The organism is Mycobacterium sp. (assembly GCF_025965855.1).
Lineage (GTDB): Bacteria > Actinomycetota > Actinomycetes > Mycobacteriales > Mycobacteriaceae > Mycobacterium.
Genome location: NZ_JAOPWB010000111.1, coordinates 1 through 11,837, shown reverse-complemented (window position 1 = coordinate 11,837; position 11,837 = coordinate 1). Strand labels below are relative to the sequence as shown.

The 11,837-nt window shown below is 67.2% G+C and carries 10 protein-coding genes and 3 pseudogenes; 8 read left to right on the top strand and 5 right to left on the bottom strand.

The features are described from left to right. Both ligD and JWP83_RS08125 read left to right on the top strand, forming a co-directional pair. Positions 1-1,115, top strand: a 1,115-nt coding sequence (ligD, locus tag JWP83_RS08130) for a non-homologous end-joining DNA ligase (RefSeq protein WP_297728298.1), incomplete at its 5' end; no start/stop codon positions are given. Then, a complete protein-coding gene (locus tag JWP83_RS08125) occupies positions 1,112-3,061 on the top strand; it encodes a fumarylacetoacetate hydrolase family protein (protein ID WP_297728295.1) in 1,950 nt (649 codons plus the stop codon). The genes ligD and JWP83_RS08125, both read left to right, overlap by 4 nt. 63 nt (positions 3,062-3,124) lie before the next feature. Here the strand turns inward: JWP83_RS08125 and JWP83_RS08120 are convergent, their stop codons facing one another. Then, on the bottom strand, positions 3,125-4,042 hold the full coding sequence (locus JWP83_RS08120; protein ID WP_297728292.1) for a class I SAM-dependent methyltransferase: 918 nt from the start codon (positions 4,040-4,042) through the stop codon (positions 3,125-3,127). A gap of 85 nt (positions 4,043-4,127) precedes the next feature. On the opposite strand from JWP83_RS08120, the gene JWP83_RS08115 reads away from it, so the two are divergent. After that, the gene (locus tag JWP83_RS08115; RefSeq protein ID WP_297728308.1) at positions 4,128-4,925 is read left to right on the top strand and encodes an enoyl-CoA hydratase/isomerase family protein; all 798 of its coding nucleotides are present in this window, start codon (positions 4,128-4,130) and stop codon (positions 4,923-4,925) included. A gap of 57 nt (positions 4,926-4,982) precedes the next feature. Here JWP83_RS08115 and JWP83_RS08110 read toward each other — a convergent pair whose 3' ends face one another. The 3 genes from JWP83_RS08110 to JWP83_RS08100 form a co-directional block, all read right to left on the bottom strand. After that, complete coding sequence (locus JWP83_RS08110) at positions 4,983-5,849, bottom strand: LLM class flavin-dependent oxidoreductase (protein ID WP_297728289.1); 867 nt, start codon at positions 5,847-5,849, stop codon at positions 4,983-4,985. Positions 5,850-5,951: 102 nt separating this feature from the next. Beyond that, on the bottom strand, positions 5,952-6,725 hold the full coding sequence (locus JWP83_RS08105) for an STAS domain-containing protein (RefSeq protein ID WP_297728287.1): 774 nt from the start codon (positions 6,723-6,725) through the stop codon (positions 5,952-5,954). Positions 6,726-7,171: 446 nt separating this feature from the next. Then, entirely contained in the window at positions 7,172-8,152 is a 981-nt protein-coding gene (locus JWP83_RS08100) for a DUF4873 domain-containing protein (protein WP_297728305.1), read from the bottom strand. A 222-nt stretch (positions 8,153-8,374) separates the two neighbouring features. Here JWP83_RS08100 and JWP83_RS08095 point away from each other — a divergent pair. Continuing rightward, positions 8,375-8,458: pseudogene (locus JWP83_RS08095) on the top strand (hypothetical protein); the annotation flags it as partial. Positions 8,459-8,508: 50 nt separating this feature from the next. Here the strand turns inward: JWP83_RS08095 and JWP83_RS08090 are convergent. Then, positions 8,509-9,303, bottom strand: a pseudogene (locus JWP83_RS08090) (diiron oxygenase); the annotation flags it as partial. Positions 9,304-9,406: 103 nt separating this feature from the next. Here JWP83_RS08090 and cobF point away from each other — a divergent pair. The 4 genes and pseudogenes from cobF to JWP83_RS08070 all read left to right on the top strand — a co-directional run. Continuing rightward, a complete protein-coding gene (gene cobF, locus JWP83_RS08085; protein WP_297728284.1) occupies positions 9,407-10,150 on the top strand; it encodes a precorrin-6A synthase (deacetylating) in 744 nt (247 codons plus the stop codon). Positions 10,151-10,154: 4 nt separating this feature from the next. Then, positions 10,155-10,397: pseudogene (locus tag JWP83_RS08080) on the top strand (DNA-formamidopyrimidine glycosylase family protein); the annotation flags it as partial. 150 nt (positions 10,398-10,547) lie between these two features. Further along, complete coding sequence (locus JWP83_RS08075; protein ID WP_297728300.1) at positions 10,548-11,018, top strand: zinc finger domain-containing protein; 471 nt, start codon at positions 10,548-10,550, stop codon at positions 11,016-11,018. A gap of 86 nt (positions 11,019-11,104) precedes the next feature. Continuing rightward, positions 11,105-11,837: SDR family oxidoreductase (locus JWP83_RS08070; protein WP_297728281.1), on the top strand; the 733-nt coding region annotated here is incomplete at its 3' end.

Sequence of the window (11,837 nt, the reverse complement as noted above, 5' to 3'; positions counted from 1 at the left end):
GAAACATCCCCAGCGGCGAATACGGCGCCGGCAAGGTGATCATCTGGGATGCCGGCACCTATGAGGCGGAGAAGTTTCTGGACGACGAGGTCATCGTCAACCTGCACGGCAACCGGATCTCCGGGCGGTACGCGCTGATTCAAACCAACGGCAATCAATGGCTGGCGCACCGGATGAAGGACCAGAAGGTCTTCGAGTTCGACGCGATCACCCCGATGCTCGCCTCGGAAGGTTCGGTGGCCGCCCTCAAGGCCGGCCAGTGGTCATTCGAAGGCAAATGGGACGGCTACCGGCTGTTGGTGGAGGTCGATCACGGCGCCTTGCGGATACGATCTCGGCGCGGCCGCGAAGTCACCAAAGAATATCCCGAATTGCGTTCACTCGCGGCAGATCTGGCCGACCATCACGTGGTGCTGGACGGCGAGGCCGTCATTCTGGACAAGACCGGGGTGCCCAGCTTCCACGAGATGCAGAACCGGGGTCGCGGCTCCCGTGTCGAGTACTGGGCATTCGACCTGCTCTACCTGGACGGCCGCTCGCTGCTGCGGGCGCGCTACCAAGACCGGCGAAAGCTGCTCGAAATCCTTGCCGGCGGGGGCAATCTGATTGTTCCCGAACTGCTTCCCGGTGACGGGGCCCAGGCGCTGGATCACTCACGCAAGCACGGCTGGGAGGGTGTGGTCGCAAAAAAACGTGACTCCACTTATCAGCCGGGCCGGCGTTCGGCGTCGTGGATCAAGGACAAGAACTGGAAAACCCAGGAAGTCGTCATCGGCGGCTGGAAGGCGGGGGAAGGCGGGCGCACCAGCGGCATCGGCTCGCTGCTGATGGGCATCCCCACCCCCGGTGGGCTACGTTTCGCGGGGCGGGTCGGTACCGGCTTCACCGAACGTGACCTGGCGAACCTGAAGGAGACTTTGGCGCCGTTGCAGACGGACCAATCGCCCTTTGACCCGCCGCTTCCCAGGAGCGAAGCGCGGGGTGTGACGTACGTCGAGCCGGTCCTGGTCGGCGAGGTGCGCTACAGCGAATGGACACCGGATGACCGGTTGCGCCAGTCGAGTTGGCGCGGGCTGCGGCCGGACAAGAAACCGAGCGAGGTGGTGCGCGAGTGAAGTGGTTGACCTTTCGAGGTGATGAGGGTGAACGCACCGGAGTGCTCTCCGGTGACATCATCCACGCGATGCCGCCGGGCGTGACGCTGCTCGAACTGATCGGTCGCGGCGCCGACGGGATGCGCCGGGCCGGCGAGGACGCGTTGCGTGCCCCGGCGGCGGTGGCGCGGCTTGACGAGGTGACGTTGCTGGCGCCGATCCCACGCCCGCCGTCGATCCGGGACTCCCTGTGCTTCCTGGATCACATGCGCAACTGCCAAGCCGCGCTGGGCGCCGGCCGCGTGCTCGCCGACACCTGGTATCGCATCCCCGCATTCTATTTCGCCTGCCCGGCAACGGTTTTGGGACCCTACGAGGACGCCCCGACGGCGCCCGGAAGCGCTTGGCAGGATTTCGAATTGGAGATCGCCGCCGTCATCGGCATCAGCAGCAGGGACCTGACCGTCGAGCAAGCCGAACGCGCCATCATCGGCTACACCATCTTCAACGACTGGTCGGCGCGAGACCTGCAGCAGAGGGAAAGCCAACTCGCGATCGGCCAGGGCAAGGGCAAGGACAGCGGGGTCACCCTGGGCCCATACCTGGTGACTCCCGACGAGCTCGAGCAATACCGCCACCTCTCACATCCTGGCAAGCTCGACCTGCAGGTGACCGCCCTGGTCAACGACACCGTGATCGGTTCGGGGTCGACCGCCCAGATGGACTGGACCTTCGGTGAGGTCATCTCCTACGTATCGCGCGGGGTCACGCTCACGCCCGGCGACGTCATCGGCTCCGGAACCGTGCCGACCTGTACGCTCGTCGAACACCTCAATCCCGCTGCGCTGGAATCGTTTCCGGGCTGGCTGCACGACGGCGACGTCGTCACACTCCGGGTCCAGGGATTGGGGGAGACCCGGCAAACCGTGCGCGCCAGCGGCCCGCCGCACCCCCTGGCCGCGCGGCGCAACCCGGACGCCGCGCCCGCCCCCACCCGGGTCAACCGGGCCAAGGCGAAGGTGCCCTATACCCGCGGCCTGCATGAGGTCGCCGACAAGGTGTGGGCGTGGACACTGCCGGACGGGGGCTACGGGTGGAGCAACGCCGGGCTGATAGCCGGCGACGGCGCGTCGCTGCTCGTCGACACGCTGTTCGACCTGGCGTTGACCCGCGAGATGCTCAGTGCGATGAAGCCGATGACCTCTTCCGTGCCCATCACCGACGCCCTGATCACCCACTCCAACGGCGACCACACCCACGGCAACCAACTGCTCGACGCGTCGGTGCGCATCCTCGCCGCCCAGGGCACCGCCGATGAGATCGCGCACGGGATGGCGCCCGAGATGCTGGCGATGGCGCAGACCGCCAACCTCGGCCCGGTCGCGACCCCGTACGTGCGAGATCGCTTCGGGCACTTCGACTTCAGTGGCATCAAATTGCGCAACGCCGATCAGACGTTTGACCGCGACCTCACCGTCGAGGTCGGCGGGCGCCGGATCGACTTGCTGAATCTGGGCCCGGCTCACACCGCCGCCGATTCCGTGGTGCACGTGCCCGACGCGGGGGTGTTGTTCGGCGGCGACCTGCTGTTCATCGGCTGCACCCCGATCGTGTGGGCGGGCCCGATCGCCAACTGGGTCGCGGCCTGCGACGCGATGATCGCGCTCGACGCCCCGACGGTGGTGCCCGGGCACGGTCCGGTCACCGATCCGGACGGGATCCGCGCGGTCCGTGGGTATCTCGCGCATGTCGTCGAACAGGCCGAGACCGGCTACCGCCAGGGACTGTCGTGGGCCGAGGCCGCCGACACCATCGACCTCGGCGAGTACGCGGCCTGGCTGGACGCCGAGCGGGTCGTCGTCAACGTCTATCAGCGCTACCGCGAACTCGATCCCGACACACCACAACTGGAGGTTATGGCCCTGATGGTGATGCAGGCGGAGTGGCTCGCCAAACGGTCTTCGTGACCGCGAGAGTGCAACTACCGACGCGTTTCCCGAGAAGGGGTGTCGGCAGTCGCACTTTCGCGGTCAGGACTTGATCGCCCGCACGAAACTGATCGTGGCCGCCGGGCCCTGCTGATCGGCCTCCACAAGTTCCGGCAGGCCCGCGGCCGTGAACAGGTCGGTGAGCTCGAACCTGGTCGTTTCCCACCCGTCCGCGTGCAGGTGGGCGGCGACGTCGGTGTGCTCGTCCGGGTAGGTCAGGCCGGCCACGTCCATGTCGAGCCCCTGCCGCCGCCAGCCCTCGGTCGCGCGGCGCGCCTGCTCCTGCGACTCCTCCGAGGACCCGGCGATCGTTCCGAAGTCGGCGGCGAATCGGCTGCCCTCGCTGGACAGCGGGGTGATCGAGTCCAGCAGCCGAACCTCGGCCTCCGGCGGGAGAAATCCGATGAGTACGCCCTCGGCCAGCCACGCCGTGGGTTGCGCGGGGTCGAAGCCGGCCTCCTGGAGCGCCGCCGGCCAATGTTCTCGGAGGTCGATGCCGACCGTTCGCAGCTCGGTGGTGGGGGCCGCGCCGAGCGAAGACAGCGTCGCGGTCTTGAACGCGATCACCTCGGGCTGATCGATCTCGTAGACCGTCGTCCCGGCCGGCCATGCAAGCCGATACGAGCGGGCGTCCAGCCCGGACGCCACGATCACCACCTGCCGCACGCCCGCCTTGCCGGCCGAGGCGAAGTAGTCGTCGTAAAACCGGGCACGGGCGGCGAACGTGTCAACGATCCGGGGAAATCCGACGCCCTTCTCGAGGTCGTCGGAATCGAGGTCGCCGCTGGCCAATTTGGTGAACACGTCCAGTCCGACGGCGCGGACCAGTGGCTCGGCGTACTCGTCGGTGATGACGGGCTGCGAACTCCTGGCGGCGGCCGCGCGCGCCGCGGCCACCATGGTGGCGGTGGCGCCCACGCTGCTGGCCAGGTCCCAGGTGTCACCTTCGGTTCGTGCCATGGCTTCTCCTTCGGTTGGGGGCGGAAATCCACGGTATGCCGCGTCGGTAAACGCCCAAGTCGCCTACGGTTTGGGTATGGCCCCAGTGGAATTCGAAACTCTCGAGGACGACATCGCCTGCATCACCCTGAACCGGCCCGAGCGCCTGAACGCGATCGACGGATCGCTGATCGGCGGCGTGGATCAGGCCCTGGACGCGCTCGGCGAGGGCGAGCATCGGGTCGTGATCCTGACCGGGGCCGGGCGGGGATTCTGCGCCGGCGCCGATCTCAGCGGCACGGGCGAGGCCTGGACCAAGCCCGGACCGGCCAGCCCGGCGTTCAAGGTCAACTACGACTCGCAAGTCCGCCTGGCCGAGCTGTTCACCCGGATCTACGAGCTGCCCATTCCGGTGATCGCCGCGGTCAACGGCGTCGCCGTCGGGGGCGGGCTGGCCTTCGCGCTCGTCAGCGATATCCGGGTCGCGTCCGAGCACGCCCGGTTCGGATCGGTGTTCATCAAGGCCGGCTTCTCGTCGATGGACATGGGCACCAGCTACCTGCTGCCGAAGATCGTCGGCGCCGGCGTAGCGCGGGAACTGATGCTGACCGGTCGCATCATCGACGCGGACGAGGCTTATCGCATCAAGCTGGTACACGAGGTGGTGCCGCCGGATGACCTCATGCCGGCCGCTCTCCAGCTGGCCCGATCCATCGCGGAGAACAACGCGTACGGCGTGTGGCAGACCAAGATCGGGCTCAACGCGGCGCTGGACGCGCCTAGCCTGCGCCACGCCATAGAGCTGGAGAACCGCACCCAGATCCTCTGCGGATTCACCAACAATCCGGCCGAGGCCGCCAGGGCGCACATGGAGAAGCGGGCCCCGAAGTGGGATTCCCTGTGACGCGTACCCGACGGCGGCGGCCCGCTTCGCCCGGCTTCGCCGCGCTTGCGACCGTCGCTAGACTTTCGCGATGACGTTCTCGGCGAACATCTCCAGGTTGCGGATCTTGGTGTCCAGCGGCTCGGTGTCAGATCCCATGATGTAGGGGATGCGAAAGCCGACGATCACATCGGTGACGCCCTTGTCCTCGAGCCGCTTGATGCCGTCCGCGGTATATGCGTCGACCGAGATGACGTGGATCTCGAACGGGCCGGTCTTGCCCTCTTCTTCGCGAAACTGCTTGAGCTTGGCGAGCAGTCGGTCGAGTTCCTCCGGATCGCCGCCGCCGTGCATCCAGCCGTCCAAACGTGCCGCACGCCGCAGCGCGGCGTCGGCGTGCCCGCCGATCAGGATCGGGATCGGCTTGGTCGGGGCCGGGGTCATCTTGGTCTTGGGGATGTCGTAGAACTCGCCGTGGAATTCGAAGTAGTCGCCGGTGGTAAGGCCCTGGATGATTTCGATGCATTCGTCCATGCGCTTGCCGCGCTTGACAAATGGCACTCCCAGCAGTTCGTAGTCCTCGGGCCACGGGCTGGTGCCGACCCCGAAGCCGACCCGGTTGTCGGTCATCGCGGCCAACGAACCGATTTGCTTGGCCACCAGCGCCGGTGGCCGGATGGGCAGCTTGAGGACGAAGAAGTTGAACCGCAGCGTTGAGGTGACGGCGCCCAAAGCCGATGTCAGCACGAAGGTTTCGATGAACTCCTTGCCGTCCAGGAACTCGCGGTTGCCGTCGGGTGTGTACGGGTACTTCGAATCGGACTCGAAGGGGTAGGCGATGCTGTCGGCGATCGTCATGGCGTGGTAGCCGGCCGCCTCGGCCGCCTCGGCCAGCGGGATGTAATAGCGAAAGTCAGTCATCGCCTCTGCGTAGGTGAACCGCACGTCATACGCCTTCCATGGGGGGCAGTCACACGAGATTAGAACGTGTTCTACTTTTACCCGCGCGCGGGTCCCCGCACAACAAGGCGCAACCAGGAAGCTCCGTCAGAGCTGGTTCTCGGGGCCGATGACGGCCCAGACCGTCTTGCCGGACGAGGTGGGAGTGCTGCCCCAGGCGCGTGACAGCGCGTCGACGATCGCCAGGCCGGATACGTCGATGCCCTTGTCCGGCGACGGCAGCCGCAGGGCCGGTGTGCTGCTGGCATCGGACACCGCGATTGTCGCCGTCGCGCCGTCGGTCTCCACCCGCATCACCGGCACGCTTCCGGTGTGTTCGAGCACGTTCTCCACGAACACGTTGACGACCACCAGCGCGACCGGGATGAGCCCGGACTGTGACCACGCGGTCAGCCACTCGCGGACCAGCCGGCGTGACTCGCGAAGGCTGGTCAGGTTGGCGGGCAGTTGGGCATCCGCATGCCGCACGGTGCGGCGGGTGAGCCGGTCGAGCGCCTTCATTGCGGACTTCTCGGTCGCGTACACCGACATGAAGCGGGCGACCTCACTCCGGGTGATCGCCTCGCGGGCGGCGCGATCGGTGCACACCAGCACTATCGGAACGCCGGGCCGGGTCTGCACCTGCCAGCGCACGCCGACGAAGCTCGACCAGGTCGATTCCGCGGGCACTTGCAGTGCGGAGACGTTGACGAGGACGGCGGACGGCTCGTCCAGCGTGGCCTTCATGATGATGTCGCGCAGGGCCCCGGAGCTGCTGCTATCGAGCACGCCCTCGACTGTGAGTACGACGACCGACTGATCCGTGCGCATCGCAACGGCCAGCGAGCTTGGTGACTCAGCTACCGCGCTCACCGCAGCCACCCCTTTTCCGTCATGGCTTTATCTTCGCCGATCGCGACCCGACAAACAGTGCCATGCGAGTGCGCGTGTCTCAATAGCAATTTAGGCCGCCGCATTCCCAACTTGAAAGAAAACGGATGCGCTGTCCTAATCCGGGTCCTAATCGGGCCGTCCGCTGCCATATCCCCCCGCTCCTCGAATTCCCGCCCGCTAATTGTTTGAGAACCCGCCCCCTCGGCGGCGAAAACGCCTAACCATCGCACGCGTGCTGGTACTGCTCCCGTCCAAAGTGCCGACCGCCGTCACGCCGAACATGCAGTTCTCGTCCGCTCGTCTGCCGCGGCACACGCGCGCGCCGGGCTCACCGCTTCGCCCGCGTGGCCAACTTCTCGTGTGAGATGAAAATTAGACTATCGCGGTTACCCGAAGGTAACGGTCGGCAAACTTGCCGAATGGCGCCTTGAGCGTCAGCTCAGCGTGTACGGCGGAGCTCCGACTCCGGCGACCGTGTGCGTGCCCCACGGTGTTTGTTCGATGATGCGCGCGGACGCGCTGCGCTCGCCGACCGTCAGGGTCGCGGTTCGTGCCTGTTTGAGCGCCTCATCGGGGAGGGGCACGGGCCCGGAACCACAGACCGTGCCTTGCCAGTGGTAGTTACCGTCGATCGGGTCCAGGTGGCCGGCGAGCCGCACGCGCACCGGGTGTGCGGCGCCGGCGATCGTGAGCGTCGCCGCGCCCTCGTAGGTCGCGTCGTCCCCGGCCGCGCGCGACGTCAGGTCGAAGGCCGACGCCACAGGTTGGGGCTGGGCGGACGCCACGTAGACGCGCTCGTTGAACACCTGCTGGGTGCTGCGGCGCACTTCGATGCGGGTGCTGGCGGCGCGTTGCATGTGCTCGACGCACTCGGCGACGTAGCGTGCTTGGGCGCCGGTGTCGGGCCCGCCGAGGAAGAAGTAATTGGGGAAACCGTGAACCGCGACCCCGAAATAGGGCTCCATGCCGTCGTCCCAGGCGTGCCGGGCGGTCAACCCGCCGGCACCGACCAGCGTCTCGTCCGACGTCGGCTCGGGTACCGCGAACCCGGTGCCGTAGATGATGGCGTCGGCGTCGTGTTCGACCCCGTCGGCGGTTCGGATGCGCGACGGGGTGATGGCGATGACGGCCGATCTCACCAGCGCGGGGCGCGCCTCCGAGTCGGCGCCCGGCCGGATGCGGCGGCGCAGCCAGCGCTTGGCGCGGGTGGCGGGCAGCGGCAACTCGTCGATAACGCGGCGCGGCAGGTGCGCGAAGACGGTGACCGAGGCCGCCGACTTCATCAGTCGCGGGATGTGGTGACCGGCGGTGGAATCGGCGCCGATGATCGCGACGCGCTTACCGGCCGGGTCGAAACCGGGTCGCCACCGTGCCGCGTGAAACGACTCGCCCAGGAAGTCATTGCGTCCGGCGATGTCCGGTAGCCACGGGACCTGCGCCGGCACGTATGCGACGACGACGACGCGAGCCCGCACCACCTCGCCGCCGGCCGCCGTCAGCAGCCAGGTGTCGGTGGCGTCGTCGAACCGTGAGCTGAGCACTTCGCAACCGGGCGTCACGACGTCGGTGACGCCCACCGCCTGCAGGGCCTCCCGGGCGCAGCGGCCGCCGTCTCCCGCGCCGACGACGACTACCTGATGGCAGGGCACGGGCGGCTGGGTCACAGAAACCTGTTGCGCTTCCAGCCGCGGCGTGCGATCGGGCCCATCAGGCCCACTTCCGTCAGAAACGCCGCCAGTGGAGCGAAGCCGGCGACCTGCGTCTCGAGGCGGTGCGGGCTGGTGCGCGCGATCTTTCGTGCCCGCTTCGCGTCCAGGCCCACCCGCGCGTAGGGGATCGGATTGCTGAACAAGTAGTTGAAGAAGTATCCGCCAAGCCCGTTGATGTTGGCCATGAACCACCGGTTGAGCCGCGGCATCTCGGCGGCACGCTTGCGCGCGCCGTCCCGGGCGAACTGAATGTGGCGGGCCTCTTCGGTGACGTGAATCCGCATGAGCCGCTGGATGATTGGCTGAAGCTCGGGGTCGTCCATCATCTGCCGTTGCAGCGAGTCGAAGATCTCTTCGCCGATGAGGGCGGCCACCCACAGCATCGAGCCCCGCTGGAACGCCAGCGGCAACGCGTTGATGATCATCCGGTGAAACAGCCGGGGGCGCACCGGCTTGGCGCCGACGCGCTCGATGGCCTTGCCGAACATGACCATGTGGCGGGTCTCGTCGCCCAGCTCGGTCAGCTTGTAATGCGTCGAGGAGCTGGTGGGGTCCTCGTGCAGGATGGTGCGCAACAGCGATTGGTTGAGCATGTTCTCGAACCAGATGCCGGCCGACAGCGTGTTGACCAGTTCCTGGCGGGACAGGTCGATCTGCTGCTCGCGGGTCATCTCGTCCCACATCGGCGTGTTGTACAACGACACCAGCCGCGGCGGCAGATAGAACTTGTCCGGGTCCAGCGGGGCATCCCAGTCGATGTCGACGACCGGCTCGTAGGACTTCTTGACCGAGCCCTTCAGCAACCGGTCCGAGAACTCTTCACGACTCGGTCCACCTGGCCTCACCGCAGTGGTCATCGCTCGGCCGTCCCTTCATCGGGTGCTTCAGACGGTACCCATGGTACTGGGTACTTGCGGTCTCGACTAGGCCCTTCAGGTTTCGATTCGGTTGACTGGCATCGTGGGTCGGCACATACACGTCATTGGCATCGGCGCCGGGAATCCCGACTTCATGACTGTCCAGGCTATCGAGGCGCTCAACCACACCCAGGTGTTCTTCGCCATGGACAAAGGTGAAGCGAAGAGCGACCTGGTGGCGCTGCGACTGGAGATCTGCGCCCGGTTCATCCGCGAGCCCGGGTATCGCTTCGTCGAAATGCCCGATCCCAGGCGTTCGACCGCGCCCGACTACCGGGAGGCCGTCTCGGATTGGCACGCCGCGCGTGCGCGGATCTGGGCGACGGCTATCTCCGCCGAGCTGGGTCCCGACGGCGTAGGCGCCTTCCTGGCCTGGGGCGACCCGTCGCTGTACGACAGCACGCTGCGCATCCTCGACGCCGTGGCCGCCGAGCTCGATCTCACCGTCTCCGTCGTTCCGGGGATCACCGCGGTGCAGGCGCTGACGGCGCGTCACGGCATCCCGCTGAACGAGGTGGGGGAACCGGTGCTGATCACCACGGGCAGGCGACTGCGCGAGGACGGCCTGACCGGCTCGGCCGTCGTGATGCTCGACGGCGACTGCTCCTTTCAGGTATGCCCGCCCGACACCCGGATCTGGTGGGGGGCCTACCTCGGCACCGACGGCGAGCTGCTGATGGCCGGCACCGTCGGCGAGGTCGGGGCGCGCATCGCGGCACTGCGCGCCGAAGCCCGCGCGCGGCACGGCTGGATCATGGACACCTATTTGCTCAGACCGGCAGACTGAAGCTGTGCCCGAACTTCCCGAGATCGAAGCGCTGGTCGATCATTTGCGGCGCCACGCCGTCGGCTCGACGGTCGGCCGCGTCGATGTCGCTGCACTGTCCGTCCTGAAGACCTTCGATCCGCCGATCACCGCCCTGCACGGGCAGGCCGTCACGGGGGCCCAACGATGGGGCAAGTACCTGGGGCTGCAAGTCGGATCTTTGTTCTTGATCGCCCACCTGTCGCGCGCGGGCTGGTTGCGGTGGTCCGACAAGCTGGCCGCGGCGCCGCTGCGCCCCGGCAAGGGCCCGATCGCCATGCGGGTGCACCTGGGCACGCCGGGTGCGGCTCCCGGCTTCGACCTCACCGAGGCCGGCACCCAAAAGCGGCTGGCGGTGTGGCTCGTCGACGAGCCACAGCTGGTGCCGGGCATCGCCGCCCTCGGCCCCGACGCGCTCGACCTCAGCCCCGAGGACCTGGCCGCGGTGCTGTCCGGCAACCCCGGCAGGATCAAGACGGTCATCACCGACCAGAAGGTCATCGCCGGCATCGGCAACGCCTACAGCGACGAAATCCTGCACGTCGCGAAGATCTCGCCGTTCGCCACCGCGGGCAAGCTGTCCGACGAGCAGCTCACCAGCCTGCACGACGCGATGATTTCGGTGCTGACCGACGCGGTGAGTCGCTCCGTCGGTCAGGGTGCCGCCATGCTCAAAGGGGAGAAGCGATCCGGGCTGCGGGTACATGCACGCACCGGGCTGCCCTGCCCGGTGTGTGGGGACACGGTGCGCGAAGTGTCGTTCGCGGACAAGTCTTTTCAGTACTGCCCGACGTGCCAGACCGGCGGCAAGGTGCTCGCCGACCGGCGCTTGTCACGGCTGCTCAAATAGTCGCTCGAGCGTCGACTCGTTGCGCCGAAAACCCGCCGTCGAGCCCAACAACTCGACGTTGGGTGGGCAGTAGATATGCTGCCCGGGTGACTCGTCAGAAGATCCTCATCACCGGTGCCAGTTCCGGCCTGGGCGCCGGGATGGCCCGCTCCTTCGCCGCCAAGGGTCGCGACCTGGGGCTGTGCGCCCGTCGCACCGACCGGCTCGACGAGCTGAAAGCCGAACTGACGCAACGGCATCCAGGCATCAACATCGTCGTCGCCGCGCTCGACGTCAACGACCACGAACAGGTGCCGAAGGTGTTCGCCGAGATCAGCGACGAGCTCGGCGGCATCGACCGCATCGTCGTCAACGCCGGCATCGGCAAGGGCGCGAAGCTGGGCTCCGGCAAGCCGTGGGCGAACAAGGCCACCCTCGAGACCAACCTGGTCGCCGCCCTCGTGCAGATCGAAACCGCGCTGGAGATGTTCGCCAAGAGCGGCTCGGGCCATCTGGTGCTCATCTCGTCGGTGCTCGGCCACAAAGGGGTTCCGGGCGTCAAAGCCGCTTACGCCGCAAGCAAAGCCGGACTGCGCTCACTGGGTGAATCGCTGCGCGCCGAATACCGCGGCGGCTCCATCAAGGTTTCGGTGATCGAGCCGGGCTACATCGAGTCGGAGATGACCGCCAAGTCGGCGAGCACAATGTTCATGGTGGACAACGAAACTGGCGTCAAGGCGTTGGTCGGCGCGATCGAACGCGAACCGGGCCGCGCCGTCGTGCCGTGGTGGCCGTGGGCCCCGCTGGTGCAGCTGATGCGGGCGCTGCCGCCCCCGCTGA